The organism is Gammaproteobacteria bacterium (genome assembly GCA_013001575.1).
Taxonomy (GTDB): Bacteria; Pseudomonadota; Gammaproteobacteria; order Steroidobacterales; family JABDMI01; genus JABDMI01.
Genome location: JABDMI010000049.1, coordinates 19,353 through 37,731, shown reverse-complemented (window position 1 = coordinate 37,731; position 18,379 = coordinate 19,353). Strand labels below are relative to the sequence as shown.

Sequence of the window (18,379 nt, the reverse complement as noted above, 5' to 3'; positions counted from 1 at the left end):
CTATCACCCGTTCTCGTAAAAAATCAGTATAAATTAGCTTATAAATTATTAGTTAATAATGAAAAATTACTAATAGGCACAGCAAGTGGACTTTATCAATTACATGAAACAGGAGTAATTACAGATTTAACTTATATATTGACTAATAACTTAAATAATATATTTGATATTGAAACATCTGTTTTAGATATGGCGATTTCGGATAAATATTTATACATAGGTACCTTTTACGGGTTAATCGTTGTGGATAAAAAAACTTTTGAAGCTGTAAATGTTTTTAATAGTGAGTCTGAGATTAATGCGTTGAACGATAACTGGATAGTGGCTATGGAATATAATGCCCGTGAAAATACCTTATGGCTTGGATATCCTCGTGGCGGGCAAGTTATTTCATTTTCAGATGATAATAAAGAACTTACTAATAATTCATTATTAAATAATAAGTTAATGAGCCGTTTATCATTTGCAATTAATGACTTTTACTTTGACAAAGAAGGTCATGCTTGGATTGCAACAGAACGCGGATTATATCGCGTTACATCCGAAAAAATTTTAGTTGAATACAGTGAATTTCCCGACAATAATATTTTATCCATTGAAGAAGCAAATGGATATTTTTGGTTAAGCACGACGAATGGATTACTAAAAGCATCGAAAAAAGACTTGTCTACGTTTGATTATTTTGTAAAGGAAGATGGGGTATTTAACAGTATTAATATTCAAAAATCTTCTTACCACGATGTTGAAAATTCACGCTTGTATTTTGGTGGCGACAAAGGATTTAATGTATTTGATAGCGACATTGAGATACCAATATTAAACAATATTACTCCTCGCATGCGATCGGTTAAATTGTTGAATGTAAGTGGCGAACCAAACTTATTAAGAAAAATTAAATCTGGAACTAAACTTTCATATAATGAAAATAGTTTGCGCTTTGGTTTTTCTTATATGGATTTTAAGTCACCACGTTCAAATCGTTTTCAATATCAGCTAAGTGGGTTTGATAAATCATGGAGTGAAAAGACAAACGAAAACAATGTTTCATATACTAATTTGAATAGCGGGCAATATGAATTTAAGTTAAGAGCCTTTAATGCGAATCAATTGCAAAGCCCAACTGAAATATCATTAATATTTTCAATATCACCTCCATTTTGGAAATCACAACTTGCATATTTACTTTACTTTGCGAGTTTTATCACTTTTTTTGGGTATATATATTTCTATGCGCAAAATCGTCAAAAAAGAAAAAGTATTGCAATTGTGCAAAAGAATAAAGAAGCATTTATAAATAACTATAATAAGTATGCAACAGATCTGACCAAATTAAATTCATATCAAACAATCGTTCGTAAGTTTCTTGATCAATTATGTTTTATATCCGGTTGTGATTATTTAAGATATCAACAGCAACTTAATGGCACATCTTTTGAGATTTCCGTAGGGGTTTTACAAGATATAGATAGAATTCTGCACAAGAAGGAATTAATCTCGCAAACCACCTTGGCACAATTGTTTATACAAAAACGTGATGTTAAGTTGCTAAGTGCAATTGAATCTGATATTGATATGCTTTTTTTACAGATGGTAAGCATGCAGCAAGCAATAATTGACAAGCAAAGGTACAACTGGAATGATTATTTTAATTCGGTAACAGGTTTACATAATACAGAAGCATTTATACAAATATTGAGGGACGAAATAGAAAGAGCAGAAATTGTTGGAGCAGATATAAAATTACTTGAATTTGCAATAGATCGAAATCAATTTCGCGGTAATAATTTGCTTAAGCGAATTCAGCTATTAGGATTTGGCGATCAAATAAAATATATTTTTGGTCACCATGTAGTTGCAACATACGTAGAAAAATCTCGAAAAAATGATAAATTTATAGTGTACCTTGGCGAGGTTGGATCTGAGATGTTGAGCAAATATACCAAAAGTCTTTTGACACTACTGAGTGAAGCAGATTTAACAAAAAATACAAATTTACAAGTTAAACAAAGTGTTGAAATATTATCTGTGAGTGGAATTTATCTTGATAGTCTAACGAAATAATTATTCAATTTTTATATATTTAGTTTGCGAAAGTTAATGTTGCATTTACTGTACCTGGGCTAGTGTTCGACTTGATCTGTAATCCAGACAATTGTGTGTCATTATTTTGCAATATGTCCAGCAAGCTAACCAAATTTTCGAAAACAATACCTTCAATTTCTAATTGTTTTTCACCTTTAGCAGTATTTCTAATTTGCTTGATCTTGCCTGTTATCGCATGGTTTTTTAGATAATCATTTATTAACAAATTTGATTCTTGCTGTGCATTTGCTGCCAATGGTTTAGTGGTAATTTTAGCTATCTCTGATTGTAAATTTGCTGCCAGTGATGCACGCTTTGATAGGTTTATTTGCTGATTGCTAAGTGTATCAAAAATGAATAATTTAAAGACCACTGTCAGGATTAATACCATCGCAATTATTAATATTAATTTTTCGCGCGATTCCAATTGATGAAAATATTCTTTTAAATTATTCATTATTCAATTCCATTATCTAATGACTATTTTACCGTGGTACACATCATTTTTCGCATTTATTGAATCCATAGACATACTAATTCCATCGGGGAGTTGTTTTTCAATAATTGATTTTACTTTATTAAGTGAATCTACATCATTAGCAGAAATTAAAATTTCAGCCAGATTTTGATCAATATTAATACCCAATATTTGCATGCTTGAAGTTTTTGAAATGTTAGCAAAAAGATCGAATAAGGTTAATGGGTCGATTGGCATTGAAGTTTTATTACTTTGGCTATTAAATTGCTTTTTTTTGATTTTAATTTTATTTTGCAAATCTATTAGAGAAGAGGGTTTGCTCGCATCAGGGAATAAATATGCATATTGTTCTTTTATTTTTATTTCTTGTTTGGAAATTCGGTTATTTTGAATCAGGTTTTGTGCAATTAGACTTCCACTGCTAATAAGTATTCCTGCTAAAGCTAACCAAGCCGGGTATTTCCAGATTGATTCATCGGGTCCTGTGACAGCTTGACTTGCGAAATCGCCTTGCAGCAAATTTACTGCAGATTCATCTTGCCTACATATGGTTTTGTAATATTCATCATTTTTAATTATTTTCTTAATGCGAATATTTTCTGGAGACTGATTTTCAAAAGCCTCAACTTGTAGTTGGTTTGTTTCTGTGTAAATTAATTGTATTTCATTCTTTGCATCTAGTAAGCCATATATTTTTTGACTTATCATGGGTACAAGTGACGCATCAAATTGGTAGCTTTGTGGAAGGTCCGCGCCACAAAGTGTTGCTTCAGTAGAATTGAATAATAGCGCAGGTGTTGTTTTTGCAAATAAATCGGATTCAACAATTACCGAATCTGGAGTCAGATTATGCTCTTGTAATTGCTTCAGAATTTGCTCAAGTTTTATTCTCTTAATCGCGCGTACCCACACTTTATCACTTGAACTTTTGTGAATAACGACGTGATAATTATCTATCCTTTCAGGAAGTTTTTCTTCGATTGCAAAACTTGCTGCTTTCAGTAACTGCGATTGATTTTTTGCTTTTAGTTGTAAATTAAATTTTGATACAAGTTGATCACTCAAAACCAGGCAAAGCTTTTCATCATTTGGTATTGAGGAGATTTCACCAATATTCAACTCATGTGGCTCGTGCACGATAATATTCTTACGCAGGTATAAATATATTCCACGGTTTGATTTATTTTCTGTTAAAAAGATGTAGTGTTTCATATTCTATTTAACCGGATTCAATTTTCGAGTTGTTCTGATCATTGTTGTTTTGCTCAATATTTAACGCAGTTGGCGAGTGTGTATACTGATAAGCGCTTACGCTTCCTGATTGTGAGTCTCTAAAAAGATAAATATGACGTCTGTATATTTTATCATGCAATAATACTTCAACTTCAGTTAAAAAATATTCGCTTTGAATATCAAGTGCATCGGAATTGTCGGGTTTATCTAAATTGAGCATTCGATAAAATTCATCAACAGACTCAAAAGGGCTGGATTCTCTTGAACTAATAATTGAGTCTATATCACTGGTACTTATTTGTTGATTGATAGAGACCAGGACTTCTGCGCTGGCTGTGTTTATATTAATTGAGGTCTCAACCGGTAATGCAGCAACAAATGGCTTCAATTGCTGATATACGGATTTGTTCATGTCTTTAATGTTCATCAATTCAGATATATCTGTGATGTACTGATTTGCCGTCAGATAGGGAACTGGTAATGAACTGTAACTTGAGTCTTCAGCGCCCCCGGGAAATTCCGGATAATTATCAGAATCAATCCAATCAGCAATACTTACTGCATAATTTTCATCAATCTCAAGGGATCGTAATAATCGTTTAAATTGTGCAACAGAATCTCTATTTATCTTGCCGTCTTTTGATATCAGATTATTTAAATTAAAACGGGATTGTAAATCATACATTTGACCTTGAATTGCCCCTCCTTCAATAGGTAAGGGTGGTAATGGTTCCGCCCAAAGTTCTTTTAAATTGTCATTTGTAGACTCTTTAAGGTCTTCCAGCAATATTTCTCTGGCCCAGTTCTCTCCACCAATTGCATATTGTCGAGCTTGGGAAAGCGTAGACAGGTTATCGATTCGCTTCAAGCTAATGCGGTGTTGCCAGTGCATTTGTGTTGCGAGCGCAGCAACGATTGCTACAATCAATAGAATTACTATAAGCGCAACGCCATTTTGTTTTTGGCGATTTATATTTACATAATTAAAATTCATGTCATGCGCCGGCAGGAGGTAGATTGATAATTTTAGAGATTTCACCATAATCTTCTAAGTCTAGTCTGATTTCAACTGCAATCGGTAAGGGGTAGGATGGTAAGGGTACATTAGAGCCGTCACTATTTTGAGTGGGAGCTGGATTGTTGCTTATCGGGGGCCATTTATTAGTGTCAGCTGCCTGATTTGCATCACTACGCTTGATTTGATCGAAAAATGTAAGACTAATAGAATTTACATTTGTCACTAACTCAGTCTTGGTGAATTCCAGTGAACCGAGGTTGTCTACATGCAGCGCATGCTCTCTAATTAAGACTTTATCTTGTAAACGGTATCGAACTAATTGCAACTCCGAGCGTGCAATATTCAATGGATTTTTCCAGCCACCGCGTACTAATTGCACGACGTATGCCTCAGACGGATCAGTAGAAAGCGACGAGTTATATAAATTACTAAATGGGTCGCGCCAGTTTCTGGCGGATATTTGGGTAAAATCTTTTTCGATCATTTCCAAACTGATGCTCACATCTCGCAACCTGTTTTGTGCATTAAGCATGAGCTCAGCGCTTTGTTGTGAAATGCTGGAAACTTTATAAGCTCCGATAGATATTAATGCAAAGATAAACACAGCGAGTAGTATTTCCAATAAGGTGAAACCAGATATGTTTGGAGCCAGTTTTACAATATTGCGATGTAATGATTTGGGTTGCATGCGATTATTAATTCCCAGAATTTTGTAGCGGGTTTAAATCGTCAGGAAATCTCGCTTGATTATCTTGTTCTTGAGATTTAACCCACTCAACAGGTTGCGCCGTCACGGTTGGGCTGGAACTGATAAATCCTATCAAAGTTGCGCGAGTCTGCTTAAGCTCATCATCCAGACCCACGCTGACCTCAATGCGCCGTAATTGCTCTACATCCGTTGCAAAAACTTTAGTGTCGTAAAACCAGCTTTGGCTAGCCATTTCAACTACATCACTGTTTTCGCCAATTTCTGGCCATTGGCCGGCGAGTCGTAGCTCGGCAAGCACATTATTTGCAACCAGGTCGGCAACGTATTTTTCTTTAACCAGACTGGTTTGTCGGGTCAAATTTTGTACAGTTCCAGCCAGTGCGACCAGCGCCAAACCGACAATGAAGGTGGCGACAACCACTTCAATGAGCGTAAAACCTTTGGAACGATCAAATTTCATTATGAAACGTGAGTTTTACACGTCCGAGACTGTCAATATCAATAGAAATATAGTCATCGTTGTATACAGTTCTGAGTATTAAGGTAAAGGGGGTAACTTCTCCACTTGAGAGTACTAATACCTGAGGTGGTTCAATTTCTTTTTCATTCTCGCTGAAATCAATGCCTTGATTGTCTTCTGTTTCTAAATACAATACCGAGTTTTGATCCAGAATTAGTTCGGGAGTGATTTCGTCCGGAAAGTATAGTAATGTCGCCATCGCAGGATCTTGTGGTGTTTGCCATTTGATTTGATCCCAATGCAGATAACGGTAGGCATTGTCATTTATTTGCAAGCCATACTCATTTCCGAGTAATGCGGACTCTTCAGTAACTAAATTAAATTCGGCTATGAATTTACGCGCAGAATTTTCCAATAGGCGATTTGGATCGCCTTGAATTGCAATACTCACCATTCCAGCAACGACTGCGAGAATCACAATTACGGTAAGAAATTCGATCAGGGTAAAACCTGATCTGATATTTGACATTCGTGTCATTTGATTGTGCCTGATAATCCTATCATGACGGTCTGTATTTAAATCTTAATTTTGGGTCCAGTTTCCAATATCTGCGTTCGATCCTTCGCCCCCTTGCTGACCATCCGCGCCAAGACTGTAGAGGTCATAGACTCCATGCTCACCTGGATAAACATAATAAATTTCATTTTTCCAGGCATCTAGGGGTACTTCATTCAGATAATGTTTCCAGTTCTTGGGTTCTGGACTGCCGAAAGGTTTTTCTACAAGGGCTTGGAGTCCTTGATCAATAGTTGGATATGTCGAGTTGTCGAGTTTATACATATCTAGAGCAGTAGAGATCTGTTGAAGTTGTGCAACAGTTGCAGTCACTTTTGCCTCTTCTGCCCTTTCAATGAATCTTGGAGCAATCAGCGCCATTAATGTGGCCATTATGGCTACAACAACTAACATTTCAATCAGGGTAAATCCATAATTGGTTTTTTGCGAATTGATGATTTTACGATTCATGATTTCTCTGCTTTTGTAATCTAAAAAAATACCTTTAATTAGGCTGGTATGATAGCAAATAGTTCAGCACATATGAAAAATACTTGGAAACTATAAATGGGTTATGGCAGCAAAGTAAGGGGTCCTATTGCGATGACATCAAACAAGATGGTATGGCTTTTTTGCGGTTTTCTCCTCGCAGTTGGCGTAGGTTTCGAATTTCAGGGTGATGCGGGACGACAACTCTTACGTTATCAATCCGATTTTCATGTTAACCATGAATATTGGCGGTTGATGACAGCACATCTGGTTCATTTGGGCTGGAGTCATTTTATTGTCAATGCGCTTGCGCTTGTTTTGATCTTTCTCATGTACGCTGACTGCTTTACTGTAAAAATCTGGCTCGCAAGTTTTCTCGTGCTGTGTTTTGGCGTTTCTTTGAGTTTGATGGTTTTCTATCCGGAATTGCAATGGTATTTAGGTATGTCAGGAGTATTGCATGGTCTGCTTGCCAGCGCACTAGGGTTTTCATTGCTCAAACGAATCTATAAATTCACTTCAGAATTTGGAGTTGAAGATTTTGTGTTATTCACAGGGCTTGTGGGCAAGCTTGTGTATGAGCAAATAATTGGGTCATTGCCATTCACACAGTCCGCAAGTGGTGGGTCAGTTGTTATTAACGCCCATTTATATGGTGCAATTACCGGTTGTATCTGGGCCTTATTTCTGTTCAAATTCACCCATTCTAACAAATGAGAATAATATGACTAATCCTGAAAACTCATCTCATAATTATGCTGTGGTATTTCCCGGACAAGGTTCGCAAAGTCTGGCTATGCTCGATGGATGGTCTGGACATTCAGAGTTACTCGATAATATATTGCAAGAGGCCGATGAATGTCTCGGCTATGATATTGGTGGAATTATTCAATCTGGCCCGCTTGAGAAATTAAACCAGACTGAAATAACACAACCGGCCATGTTGATTGCCGGCGTGCTGGCATGGCGTGTATGGCTACAACACTGTAAAAGCAATAACTTAAAGTTACCTGCGTATTTGGCTGGTCATAGTCTGGGAGAGTATTCGGCTCTTGTTGCGGCTGGGGTATTGAGTTTTGGTGATGCATTGCAGCTGGTTGAATATCGCGGTCAATGCATGCAAGATGCGGTACCAGCGGGCACAGGCGCTATGGCAGCGATCTTGGGATTGAACGATGAAGAGGTCGTACAGGGTTGTGCAATGGCTGCCGAAGTAGGGATCGTAGAAGCGGTGAATTTCAATGCCCCTGGCCAAGTCGTGATTGCCGGCGAAAAAGCTGCGGTTGAAAAAGCCCAAGAGGTACTCAAAGAATCAGGCGCACGTCGCGTTTTGCCCTTGCCAGTCAGTGTGCCATCGCATTGTCAGTTGATGATTCCGGCGGCAAAGCGACTGGCCAACCGGCTAGATTCAATAGAATTCAATGTGCCATCGATACCTGTAATTCATAACACTGATGTAGAAACACATCGCGAGGTAACAGACATTAAAAAAGTGCTGGTCAGGCAATTGCATAATCCAGTGCGTTGGGTTGAGTCCATGCAAAAAATACAAGCATCGGGTACTAAAATAATAATTGAATGTGGCCCCGGTAAAGTATTGAGCGGTCTTCAAAAAAGAATTTCCAGAGACCTTACGGCTTTTCCATTGTTTGATAACAATAGTTTACTGATTCTACAAGAAGCATTTGCTGGCAAAGCGTAAGGTCAAAATAAATTTTATAAACAGGATTACACACCATGCATGATTTTAGTAACAAAATAGCATTAGTCACTGGCGCTTCCAGGGGCATTGGAGCCGCAATCGCCAATGCTCTTGGGGCGGGCGGAGCAACTGTGATCGGTACTGCGACCTCGCAAAAAGGGGCAGATAATATTTCGGCACTTTTTAGTGATAAAGCAATAACTGGTCGGGGTGCAATTTTGGATGTCAGAGATAATGATGCAGTGCAAAAACTGGTCAAGGAGATATCATCACAAGAGGGAGCTCCTCAAATCCTGGTCAATAACGCGGGAATCACTCGGGATAACTTGCTATTACGTATGTCTGAGGAAGAATGGTCCGATATTATCAACACAGACCTCAGTTCCGTTTACCGGACCAGTAAGGCCTGTTTACGCGGCATGATGAAGGCCAGAAGCGGCCGTATTGTAAATATTTCGTCGGTCGTAGGGAGCATGGGAAATGCCGGACAAAGCAACTACGCAGCCGCTAAAGCTGGAATGGCGGGTTTTGCCAAATCCATGGCGCGAGAGGTTGGTTCGAGAGGCATTACGGTCAATACTGTAGCTCCTGGCTATATTCAAACAGACATGACCGACGCATTGAATGATGAACAGACTTCGGGCTTATTGTCTCAGATCCCGTTGGCCAGAATGGGGCAAGTCGCGGATATAGCCAACGCAGTCTGTTTCTTGTGTTCTGACGAAGCAGGCTATATTACGGGTGAAACCCTGCATGTGAATGGTGGTATGTATATGATTTAATTGGTTTTAATCATACAAGCGTTTGATTTTATGCCATGCAGTGCCTGTATTTCCTGATACAATACGCGCTGCAAAATTACCCTCGTAAGGAATTTTGCTGATTTTATTAATAGCAGAGGATATAACTCAATGAGTATAGAAGAACGCGTCAAGAAAATTGTCGCAGAACAGTTAGGTGTTAAAGAAGATCAATTAAACAACGATGCTTCTTTTGTGGATGATCTGGGTGCAGATTCACTTGATACAGTTGAATTGGTGATGGCTCTCGAAGAAGAATTTGATACAGAAATTCCTGACGAAGAAGCTGAAAAGATCACAACCATTCAATTGGCAATTGATTACGTAAAAAGTCATTCGAGTTAATAACCAGCTAAACCCTGTTTGTTACAGAATTTGAAGCCGTTGTAACTGCATAAGTTGCGACGGTTTTTATATGTGAGTCGATTTAATCAATTTACAATTGTAATTCCAAGTATTTTGAACAGCACAGAAGTTAAAGGTGAATTATGTCTAAACGTCGTGTAGTAATTAGCGGAATGGGAATAGTTTCTCCAGTTGGATCCACTCTGGATTCTGCCTGGGATGCAATTCAAAACGGACGTAGTGGAATCTCCCGAATCGAAGCATTTGATGTCGAGAACTATCCAGCCAAAATTGGCGGTGAGGTTTCCGGTTTTGATGTTGAAAAATATCTCAACAGCAAAGAGTCTCGTAAGCTCGATCCTTTTGTGCATTTGGGCATTGCAGCAGGGATGGATGCCATTCAGGACTCGGGACTGAACTTTGAAGGTGAATTGGCAGAGCGCAGTGGTCTTATTATTGGCTCCGGTATTGGTGGTCTAGGTGCGATAGAAAAAAACACCTTGATCCTGAATAAAAATGGCTCCCCGCGAAGAATTTCACCTTTCTTTATTCCAGGTAGCATTATCAACATGATCGCCGGCGAACTTTCCATTCGTTACGGCATCAAAGGCCCGAATCTGGCATTGGTTACAGCCTGTACTACGGGCACTCACAGCATTGGTCTTGCGACCCGTAGCATTCAATACGGCGAGTGCGATGTGATGATCGCCGGTGGTGCGGAAAGTGCCATGACAGAATTAGGCTTGGGCGGCTTTGGTGCCATGCGGGCATTATCAACACGCAACGATGATCCTGAAGCTGCAAGTCGTCCTTGGGACGCCGAACGCGATGGCTTTGTCATGGGTTCCGGAGCCGGCATTTTGGTATTGGAAGAACTTGAACACGCCAAAAAACGTGGTGCAAAAATATACGCAGAAGTCACCGGTTTCGGAATGAGTGGTGATGCACACCATATGACGGCACCACCAGAGAATGGTGATGGCGCCAAACGATGTATGCAAGCGGCGATGCGTGATGCGGGTGTTGCGCCGGAAAGTATTGATTACATAAATGCACATGGCACGTCTACACCGGTAGGCGATAAAGCTGAAACAGATGCGGTCAAAGGTGCCTTTTCAGAACATGCCTATAAACTGGCAGTCAGCTCGACCAAGTCCATGACCGGTCATTTATTAGGTGCGGCTGGTTCGGTAGAGGCAATTTTTACAGCACTGGCATTGCGTGACCAGGTTGCGCCTCCAACTATTAACTATGCAAATCCTGATCCGCTTTGTGATCTTGATTATGTGCCAAATGCAGCGCGCTCAATGAAAATTGACCAGGCCATGAATAATTCATTTGGTTTTGGCGGCACTAACGGCACACTTATCCTGAAACGTTTTAACTGAGTTTATTGAATTGCCCGAATTGCTGCACCGGTTTGAACATGAACTGGATCTAATCGAACTACAACATACCGATACGAATATTTTTCCGTATCTTCTAGACAGTGCGGCACATGGCTCATGCTATGCGCGTGATGAACAGAGTCCCACCGGGTTTAGAAAGCAGAGTACATCGCTTGGGCGTTATAGCATTCTATTCGCCTATCCCCAAAAAATCTTAACACTGGGTTCCGATAATAAGCTGTCTTATGACAAACCCCTGGAGCACGCCTCTAACGATTTTCTTGACGCATTTGACAAGATTTGGGAAGAACAACATAAGACAATTAACAACGAGCATAAGCTTCCGTTTCTTGGTGGCTGGTTTTTATATCTGGCATATGAGCTTGCACAACAAATAGAACCCAGCGTTGAATTTCATAGTCAGCAATATCAAGTAAATGGATTGCCAATTGCATTCGCCTGCCGCATCCCAGTAGCTGTAATTGTAGACCATGTAGAAAAAACCAGTTACTTAGTGGCTGAAGTCGGGTTTCAAACAGAATTTAAACAATTACTCCAGATGCTTAAAGGTCAAGAAAATCTTGATGTGAGCAATCCATCTACTTATATAAATTCTGTTTCAATACTTAAAGTAGAAGACCCGGATATTTATCGGGCATCTATCCAGAAAACCAGGGAATACATTTACGCCGGCGATATATTCCAGGCTAATTTGTCACGTGCATGGCATGGAGAAATCAGTAAGCCCCTGGACTCTGCAAATTTGTACCGTAAGTTGCGTGAATCAAATCCCGGCCCTTTTGCGGGTTTGATGTATCACAACAATGCTATCGTTATGAGTTCGTCTCCGGAAAGGCTATTAAAGGTAGATAACGATAAAGCCAGTACACGTCCGATCGCCGGTACTCGCCCACGCACACAGCTCCTAAATGAAGACGAACTGATGCGACGCGAGCTCTTCAAGCACCCAAAAGAACGAGCCGAGCATGTGATGCTCATTGACCTCGAACGTAATGATCTGGGTCGCATATGCGAACCTGGAAGCATAGAGGTTGATGAGCTAATGGTAATCGAATCTTATGAACATGTGCATCATATTGTGTCTAATGTAAGCGGAAATCTTAAACCGAATGTAAGCCCGGGACAGGCACTTAAAGCTGTTTTTCCAGGAGGCACTATTACTGGTTGCCCAAAGGTGCGTTGTATGGAAATTATTTCGGAGTTGGAAAAAAAACCGCGCGAAGCGTACACCGGCTCTATGGGTTATGTGAATCATAATGGCAATATGGACATGAATATTCTGATTCGAACGATCCAGATCCAGGCTGATCAGATCAGTTTTAGAGCCGGTGGCGGAATAGTGTATGACTCAGATCCGGATAATGAGGTGCTGGAAACTCGTGCCAAGGCCAAAGGCATGCTACAAGCATTGAATGAATTCTCTCAATGAACAAATACTGGATAAATGCCAATGAAGTTTCTGTCGAGATGTTTAGGGGTGCTTCGGAGGAAATCTTGCATGAAACAGGCGTATCAGGTTTTTTTGAAACTATGCTTTGGATTAATAATAAGATTCCATTACTCAATTATCATGCGAATAGATTAAAACACAGCGCAAAGATTCAAAATATCAAGTCAAATATTGCGGCACTGTTTCGATCAGATATATCACTAATGCCTGACTTTGAACACGGACTGGCAAAGTACCAGGTGTTTCACTCAATGAGTTCCAATCGTGTAGATCGATTTCTGAGTGTGGAAAATCCCAGAAGCTATCCTGCGAGCAATTGGACAATTGGTATTGCGACTTTCCTGCCAGAAGAATCGCTCGTATTGGATGCGATGTCCGGGGGGATCAAGTCGACCGAGCGTAGTGCTTACGAACAACTCCAGTCCAAATATCTGTCTGATCAATATGCGGAGATTCTTGTCAAAGACGACAATGATTTCGTAGTTGAGGGCACAAAAACCAATATTTTCCTGATTAAGGCAAACCAAATTATTACACCCGATCTACAGGGCGGTGGAGTTGCGGGTGTGATGCGCGCTTATTTGATACAGCAAATGAAATCATGTGGTATTACTGTGCAAATCGAACCTGTTACTATAGACACAATGAATTCTTGTGACACCATGTTTTTGAGCAACGCCTTGATCGGTTTGTGGCCAGTGCACACACTGGTTGATGCTGGTCAAAACTCGCATAGTAAGAACACTAAGCATCCTCTTATCGCAAAAATAAGAACCTTATTACCTCGAGAATTCAAGCATGGGTAAACTATTTGGTGGATTGCTACTTGTCGTTCTTCTGCTAAGCGCCGGATTATATGTATGGTATCAAGACGCCCTGGTGTCGCCATTGAATATTGCTACGAGTGAGAATTACACCCTGAACATTAAAAAGGGCGATACCTTGAATGCTGTGGCCAGACGACTGGAAAACGACGGAATTATTAGCAATGCCTTATTAATACGTTTGCACGCTAAACAGCAAAATCAGGCTCACAAGATTAAGGCAGGGCAATACGTTCTCGATAACAAGTTAAATATTCCTGAGTTATTAATAAAATTGGTGGAGGGTAAAGTTGTTCTGGAACAGATCACCATACCTGAAGGCTTAACTTTTCGTGAAATGCTCGCTCTTTTACACAATAATTCCAACATCATTCCAAGCTTGAAAGACAAGAGCGATGCTGAAATTATGCTGGCGATCGGTCAAGCTGATGTGACGCCTGAAGGGCAGTTTCTACCCGAAACCTATAGATTTGCAAAAGGCACAGAAGATCGCGTTATTTTGAAACAATCTTTTAATGCCATGCAGGAAGTGTTGAAAGCTGCCTGGGAAAATCGAAATCCGGATATCGAGATTAAAACACCCTACGAAGCACTGATACTGGCTTCAATAATAGAAAAGGAAACGGGGGTGTTTGATGAACAGGCAACTATCGCAGGAGTGTTTAATTCACGCCTGAGGATTGGTATGCGTTTGCAAACCGATCCCACCGTTATCTATGGCATGGGTGACAGATATACGGGCAATATACGCAAACGTGACCTGCAAACCGATACTCCATACAACACTTATACCCGGTCGGGTCTTCCTCCCACGCCCATTGCGTTGCCCGGGAAAAATGCAATTATGGCGGCGCTTAACCCCGAACAACATAAAAAACTGTATTTTGTAGCGACTGGAGACGGTGATGGACGACATTATTTTTCCGAGTCGCTTGCCGAGCATCAACTAGCTGTACAGCGATATTTACGAAATTACCGTAAACAGAATAAATAGTCATGACTGAAGCAATCGCAGCAAAAGAGTTACTCAACCAGAAAAAATTTCCTGGCACTTTTGTCAGTTTGGAGGGGATTGAAGGTGTTGGTAAAAGTACTCAGAGCGCGCGCTTGCGTTCTTATCTGGAAAAACAGGGCAAAGAAGTTATTCTTACCCGAGAACCGGGCGGAACTCCCTTGGCTGAGGCTATTCGAAGCGTGGTACTGGATCGCGAAGATGAAGCGATTAATGCCGAGGCGGAATTATTATTGATGTTTGCTGCGCGAGCCGTACATTTACACAACAAGATCATTCCGGCACTCGAACGTGGCGCCTGGGTGTTGTGTGATCGTTTTACGGATGCAACCATTGCTTATCAAGGATACGGCAGGGGGCAGTCACTGGCCTTCATTCAGCAGTTGGCGACCACTGTACAACGCGGAGTGTGGCCGGATATAACTATTTTACTCGATGCGCCAATAGAATTAGGTTTGAAAAGAGTGGCAAGTCGAGGCGAGAGTAACCGCTTTGACGCCGAAAAACTCGACTTTTTTAGTCGTGTCCAGAGTGGGTATCTTGAACTGGCCAAACAGATACCACAACGGATCAAACTGATCGATGCCAGCCAGTCTATCGATCAAGTGAGTACGGATATAATGGAAGTACTTACCGAACTACTTACCAGCGATTAATTTCAAAATAATTCATATTAAACATTGAAGATGGATACAGAACAAAATCTGGTATGGCACAGTGGGCAGTGGCAGCAAATTGCTCAAATGTTATCGCAGCAGCGTTTTCCGCATGCCCTGTTGCTTGAAGGCATGCAGGGTGTCGGCAAGAAACTATTTGCTTTTCAACTTGCCCAGATGTTGTTGTGTCATGGCGAGAGTGAGACTGGAATTTGCCAAAACTGTAAATCCTGCGAATGGTTTATAGCCAATACGCATCCCGATTTCGTGGTGCTGGAGCCCGAAGAGGGCAAAAAGCTGATATCAATTGAGGCGGTTAGAAAATCTTCTCAACGCGTATTTACGACCGCACATCAGGACGGTTATCGAATCTTGATTATTGAACCGGCTGACGCCATGACGATAGCTGCGGCAAATAGTTTGCTTAAAACCCTGGAAGAACCTCCAGAACAGACTTTGTTGTTGTTGATTACTGACAAGCCTTCACGATTGTTACCCACTATTCGTTCCCGAGCTACGCGGATAAAATTTCATTTGCCAAGTCAAAACGACGCCATCCACTGGTTGACAAGTCAAGGAATCGCCAAAAACACAGCGCAAACGATTCTTGCGCTAAGCCTGGGCGCACCACTGCGATTTAATCTGGAGCCTGATAAAGTGGATGATCTGATTGCGGCAAGTAGCCAGTGGTGGCATGATTTTTTGGCATTACATAAAAAACAAAAATCGGCTCTGGAAATAGCAAAAAACTGGGCAAAATCAGATTCGGATACATTATTAAACTGGCTTGATACCTTGATCCAGGCGCTTATACGAAGCGGCGTTGAACCGGAAGCCGGCCTGTCTGAGGATAGCGTACAGACAATGCATTTATATCCTGGCATAGAGCAATTGTCCGAAGATTTTGAATTAAGGAAGTTATTTGCTTTGCGCGATAATGTTATAGAATTATCACAACAACAAAAAAATTCATTGAATTGGCCATTGCAGATCGAATCCCTGGTTAACCAATGTCAGCATTTATAAGATACCGGTTTATGGTAATATTTACCCTCGAACCACCTGAATCAATATAGGAAACGCACAATGTCCAAGCCAGGTATATTGACCCTGACGATCAAGGATAAGACCGCGCTATACCAAGCTTATATGCCGTTCATTACGAATGGCGGATTGTTTATCCCTACGCGCAAGCCATACAAACTCGGAGACGAGGTTTTTATGCTTTTGCAGCTGATGGATAATAATGAAAAAATCCCATTGGCCGGAAATGTGATCTGGGTTACCCCGGATGGTGCGGCGGGCAAGCGCAAGGCGGGTATCGGTGTGCAATTCAGCTCGCAGGATAATGGCGAAACCCAGAAAAAGATTGAGACTTTCCTGGCCGGCGCTTTGCAAGCGGAACAGCCGACGCATACCATGTAATCTGGATAGGTTGTTTCAAGCGATAAAAAAAAGCACTCAATGGAGTGCTTTTTTTAATTGTGTGATGCTTGGTATTAGCAGAGGGTTAATTACCCACACCGGCCATTTTCAAGCCATCTTTAAGCACAGAACAATTATAACCACGTTCCTTGAGAATGAATGCGGCTGCTGAACTGCGGCGACCGGTGTCGCAACAGGCAATGTAATGAGTGTCTTTATCCAGGGTTTTCAGTTTTAAGCGGATGAAGTACAGCGGAATATTGATCGCGCCTTCGAGGTGAAAATTGCCGTATTCGCTAGGCAAGCGAACATCCAGCCATTTAGAACCTGCGGCAACTTTTTCTTTTGCCTCGTCCATGTCTACCATGCCGAGCATCGGTTCTTTCAGCAAGGTCTGGAAATCACTCTTGCTCAATCGCATTAAACTGCCATCCGTGATCATGCTGACTGTGGCATTACGCTTGGCTTCTGAAATTAAGGCCTCTTCACCAAAAGTGTCGCCAATACGTAATTCTGCCAGTCTGATGCCTTCTTTGTTAAGAGGGGTTTCTCGCGTGACATTACAACGGCCACTCACGATCACATAGAAATAATCGCCTTCGTCGCCTTGCTTGATTACGATATCACCGGCTTTTTTATTCACCTTGTCCATGCGCATGAATATTGCCTGGATATTGGCGGGAGGGATATTGTGCAAGGCTTTGGTTTGCAATAACTTGGTCATCCAGTCATCGCTGTCGTTAGACAATTCGGCTTGCAATTCGCCCACTTCGTAAGAACCAGTTTGATCCCAGGTGAGCAATACATCCAAGAGATCGGAATCCACCGTGATGTATTCGATCTTGTTAAGCGCGCGTGCAGTTACTTTGCGTGGCAAGACTGGTGCAATGGCGTGAGCCGCTTCGGGAGTGCCGCTTTGAATCGCTCTAACGACTTTGTCGCCGGCGCGTAATTCTATGTCGCCATTCAACAAATAAACGGCGTGTTTGTCGTTATCGCCTTCCCTGAAAACAGAACGTCCAGCGTCCAGTTCATGAACTCGAGATTTTTTTGCGAGTGCGAGTAAATTCTCTGGTTTGAGGCTGTCCAGAGGAGTGAATTTTTGCAAGATTGATGGATCAACGGGTTTTGACATTCCAGAATACGCTTATTTTGTTGATTTTCTTAGGGTTTGAGTCCAATTCAAGCGCATATCGTACCATATTTTGTGAATATGCGAACCAGCAAATTCGACCAAAGCTGAAGACGATTGTTCCTCGGTAATTTCGACAATTTCAGAGGGATTGCCAGGAATACCGATTGCTGCTGATTATTTCACCTTATCGGGGTTACCATCTGCGTCAATATGCACGTATGTGATGTTTGCTGTGGCCACACGGATGTTTTCATAGGGACCGGCCACATCCGGTCTTTCGGAGAGTATATCGATATTCATCGTGATAGACGTGGTGCCAATTTGATCGATCTCGGCGTAAAAACTCACAATATCGCCAATGAAGACCGGTTCCAGAAACAAAAAATTGTTCACAGCTACAGTCACCACTTTACCTTCAGCACGACGATAAGCGAGTACCGCACCTGCGATATCGGCATGAGACATTAACCAGCCACCAAAAATATCACCCAGCCAGTTGGTGTCTGCCGGCATGGCCATCATGCGCACCGTCGGGATCCCGCGCGGAATAGGTTGTTCGCGTTTAGTTTTGTTTTTCTCGGAATGCCCGGTCATGC

General features: G+C 41.1%; 21 protein-coding genes. 12 read left to right on the top strand and 9 right to left on the bottom strand.

The window, feature by feature from the left end; all coding sequences use genetic code 11:
• Nucleotides 1–2,061: hypothetical protein (locus tag HKN88_04830; GenBank protein NNC97378.1), on the top strand; the 2,061-nt coding region annotated here is incomplete at its 5' end.
• Nucleotides 2,062–2,080: 19 nt separating this feature from the next.
• On the opposite strand, the gene HKN88_04825 is transcribed toward HKN88_04830, so the two are convergent.
• From HKN88_04825 to gspG, 7 genes are read right to left on the bottom strand one after another with little or no spacing between them, the layout of a single operon-like run.
• Nucleotides 2,081–2,539, bottom strand: coding sequence for a hypothetical protein (locus tag HKN88_04825; protein ID NNC97377.1), 459 nt, complete (start codon nt 2,537–2,539; stop codon nt 2,081–2,083).
• 12 nt (nt 2,540–2,551) lie between these two features.
• Nucleotides 2,552–3,772 carry a hypothetical protein gene (locus tag HKN88_04820; GenBank protein NNC97376.1) on the bottom strand — a complete coding sequence of 407 codons (1,221 nt, stop codon included), beginning with the start codon at nt 3,770–3,772 and terminating at the stop codon, nt 2,552–2,554.
• A 7-nt stretch (nt 3,773–3,779) separates the two neighbouring features.
• Nucleotides 3,780–4,787 carry a type II secretion system minor pseudopilin GspK gene (gene gspK, locus HKN88_04815; GenBank protein NNC97375.1) on the bottom strand — a complete coding sequence of 336 codons (1,008 nt, stop codon included), beginning with the start codon at nt 4,785–4,787 and terminating at the stop codon, nt 3,780–3,782.
• A 1-nt stretch (nt 4,788) separates the two neighbouring features.
• Nucleotides 4,789–5,499, bottom strand: a complete 711-nt coding sequence (gspJ, locus tag HKN88_04810) for a type II secretion system minor pseudopilin GspJ (protein ID NNC97374.1) — start codon at nt 5,497–5,499, stop codon at nt 4,789–4,791.
• 7 nt (nt 5,500–5,506) lie between these two features.
• Nucleotides 5,507–5,980: a type II secretion system minor pseudopilin GspI gene (gspI, locus tag HKN88_04805; protein NNC97373.1), complete on the bottom strand. Its 474-nt coding sequence runs from the start codon at nt 5,978–5,980 to the stop codon at nt 5,507–5,509.
• Complete coding sequence (gene gspH / locus HKN88_04800) at nt 5,970–6,509, bottom strand: type II secretion system minor pseudopilin GspH (GenBank protein NNC97372.1); 540 nt, start codon at nt 6,507–6,509, stop codon at nt 5,970–5,972. The genes gspI and gspH overlap by 11 nt, the downstream gene beginning before the upstream one ends.
• 54 nt (nt 6,510–6,563) lie before the next feature.
• Nucleotides 6,564–7,007, bottom strand: coding sequence for a type II secretion system major pseudopilin GspG (gene gspG / locus HKN88_04795; protein NNC97371.1), 444 nt, complete (start codon nt 7,005–7,007; stop codon nt 6,564–6,566).
• A gap of 96 nt (nt 7,008–7,103) precedes the next feature.
• On the opposite strand from gspG, the gene rrtA reads away from it, so the two are divergent.
• The 11 genes from rrtA to HKN88_04740 all read left to right on the top strand — a co-directional run bounded on the left by rrtA (nt 7,104) and on the right by HKN88_04740 (nt 16,648).
• A complete protein-coding gene (gene rrtA, locus HKN88_04790) occupies nt 7,104–7,742 on the top strand; it encodes a rhombosortase (GenBank protein NNC97370.1) in 639 nt (212 codons plus the stop codon).
• Nucleotides 7,743–7,749: 7 nt separating this feature from the next.
• Nucleotides 7,750–8,727 carry an ACP S-malonyltransferase gene (gene fabD, locus HKN88_04785; protein ID NNC97369.1) on the top strand — a complete coding sequence of 326 codons (978 nt, stop codon included), beginning with the start codon at nt 7,750–7,752 and terminating at the stop codon, nt 8,725–8,727.
• Nucleotides 8,728–8,762: 35 nt separating this feature from the next.
• Complete coding sequence (gene fabG / locus HKN88_04780) at nt 8,763–9,509, top strand: 3-oxoacyl-ACP reductase FabG (GenBank protein NNC97368.1); 747 nt, start codon at nt 8,763–8,765, stop codon at nt 9,507–9,509.
• Nucleotides 9,510–9,638: 129 nt separating this feature from the next.
• Nucleotides 9,639–9,872, top strand: a complete 234-nt coding sequence (acpP, locus tag HKN88_04775; GenBank protein NNC97367.1) for an acyl carrier protein — start codon at nt 9,639–9,641, stop codon at nt 9,870–9,872.
• A gap of 143 nt (nt 9,873–10,015) precedes the next feature.
• Nucleotides 10,016–11,260, top strand: coding sequence for a beta-ketoacyl-ACP synthase II (fabF, locus tag HKN88_04770; protein ID NNC97366.1), 1,245 nt, complete (start codon nt 10,016–10,018; stop codon nt 11,258–11,260).
• Between the two features lie 19 nt (nt 11,261–11,279).
• Nucleotides 11,280–12,710, top strand: coding sequence for an aminodeoxychorismate synthase component I (locus HKN88_04765; GenBank protein NNC97365.1), 1,431 nt, complete (start codon nt 11,280–11,282; stop codon nt 12,708–12,710).
• Nucleotides 12,707–13,537, top strand: coding sequence for an aminotransferase class IV (locus HKN88_04760; protein NNC97364.1), 831 nt, complete (start codon nt 12,707–12,709; stop codon nt 13,535–13,537). The genes HKN88_04765 and HKN88_04760 overlap by 4 nt, the downstream gene beginning before the upstream one ends.
• Entirely contained in the window at nt 13,530–14,549 is a 1,020-nt protein-coding gene (mltG, locus tag HKN88_04755; GenBank protein ID NNC97363.1) for an endolytic transglycosylase MltG, read from the top strand. The genes HKN88_04760 and mltG overlap by 8 nt, the downstream gene beginning before the upstream one ends.
• 2 nt (nt 14,550–14,551) lie before the next feature.
• The gene (locus HKN88_04750) at nt 14,552–15,223 is read left to right on the top strand and encodes a dTMP kinase (GenBank protein ID NNC97362.1); all 672 of its coding nucleotides are present in this window, start codon (nt 14,552–14,554) and stop codon (nt 15,221–15,223) included.
• 87 nt (nt 15,224–15,310) lie between these two features.
• Nucleotides 15,311–16,249: a DNA polymerase III subunit delta' gene (gene holB / locus HKN88_04745; protein ID NNC97361.1), complete on the top strand. Its 939-nt coding sequence runs from the start codon at nt 15,311–15,313 to the stop codon at nt 16,247–16,249.
• A 60-nt stretch (nt 16,250–16,309) separates the two neighbouring features.
• A complete protein-coding gene (locus tag HKN88_04740; protein NNC97360.1) occupies nt 16,310–16,648 on the top strand; it encodes a pilus assembly protein PilZ in 339 nt (112 codons plus the stop codon).
• An 85-nt stretch (nt 16,649–16,733) separates the two neighbouring features.
• On the opposite strand, the gene HKN88_04735 is transcribed toward HKN88_04740, so the two are convergent.
• Complete coding sequence (locus tag HKN88_04735; protein ID NNC97359.1) at nt 16,734–17,783, bottom strand: cyclic nucleotide-binding domain-containing protein; 1,050 nt, start codon at nt 17,781–17,783, stop codon at nt 16,734–16,736.
• A gap of 174 nt (nt 17,784–17,957) precedes the next feature.
• The gene (locus HKN88_04730; protein ID NNC97358.1) at nt 17,958–18,377 is read right to left on the bottom strand and encodes an acyl-CoA thioesterase; all 420 of its coding nucleotides are present in this window, start codon (nt 18,375–18,377) and stop codon (nt 17,958–17,960) included.
• Nucleotides 18,378–18,379: the final 2 nt, after the last annotated feature.

Coding starts and splice junctions, on each gene's coding strand:
- HKN88_04825 (NNC97377.1), bottom strand. CDS start 2,539: ATGAATAATTTAAAAGAATATTTTCATCAATTGGAATCGCGCGAAAAA.
- HKN88_04820 (NNC97376.1), bottom strand. CDS start 3,772: ATGAAACACTACATCTTTTTAACAGAAAATAAATCAAACCGTGGAATA.
- gspK (NNC97375.1), bottom strand. CDS start 4,787: ATGAATTTTAATTATGTAAATATAAATCGCCAAAAACAAAATGGCGTT.
- gspJ (NNC97374.1), bottom strand. CDS start 5,499: ATGCAACCCAAATCATTACATCGCAATATTGTAAAACTGGCTCCAAAC.
- gspI (NNC97373.1), bottom strand. CDS start 5,980: ATGAAATTTGATCGTTCCAAAGGTTTTACGCTCATTGAAGTGGTTGTC.
- gspH (NNC97372.1), bottom strand. CDS start 6,509: ATGTCAAATATCAGATCAGGTTTTACCCTGATCGAATTTCTTACCGTA.
- gspG (NNC97371.1), bottom strand. CDS start 7,007: ATGAATCGTAAAATCATCAATTCGCAAAAAACCAATTATGGATTTACC.
- rrtA (NNC97370.1), top strand. CDS start 7,104: ATGGGTTATGGCAGCAAAGTAAGGGGTCCTATTGCGATGACATCAAAC.
- fabD (NNC97369.1), top strand. CDS start 7,750: ATGACTAATCCTGAAAACTCATCTCATAATTATGCTGTGGTATTTCCC.
- fabG (NNC97368.1), top strand. CDS start 8,763: ATGCATGATTTTAGTAACAAAATAGCATTAGTCACTGGCGCTTCCAGG.
- acpP (NNC97367.1), top strand. CDS start 9,639: ATGAGTATAGAAGAACGCGTCAAGAAAATTGTCGCAGAACAGTTAGGT.
- fabF (NNC97366.1), top strand. CDS start 10,016: ATGTCTAAACGTCGTGTAGTAATTAGCGGAATGGGAATAGTTTCTCCA.
- HKN88_04760 (NNC97364.1), top strand. CDS start 12,707: ATGAACAAATACTGGATAAATGCCAATGAAGTTTCTGTCGAGATGTTT.
- mltG (NNC97363.1), top strand. CDS start 13,530: ATGGGTAAACTATTTGGTGGATTGCTACTTGTCGTTCTTCTGCTAAGC.
- HKN88_04750 (NNC97362.1), top strand. CDS start 14,552: ATGACTGAAGCAATCGCAGCAAAAGAGTTACTCAACCAGAAAAAATTT.
- holB (NNC97361.1), top strand. CDS start 15,311: ATGTTATCGCAGCAGCGTTTTCCGCATGCCCTGTTGCTTGAAGGCATG.
- HKN88_04740 (NNC97360.1), top strand. CDS start 16,310: ATGTCCAAGCCAGGTATATTGACCCTGACGATCAAGGATAAGACCGCG.
- HKN88_04735 (NNC97359.1), bottom strand. CDS start 17,783: ATGTCAAAACCCGTTGATCCATCAATCTTGCAAAAATTCACTCCTCTG.
- HKN88_04730 (NNC97358.1), bottom strand. CDS start 18,377: ATGACCGGGCATTCCGAGAAAAACAAAACTAAACGCGAACAACCTATT.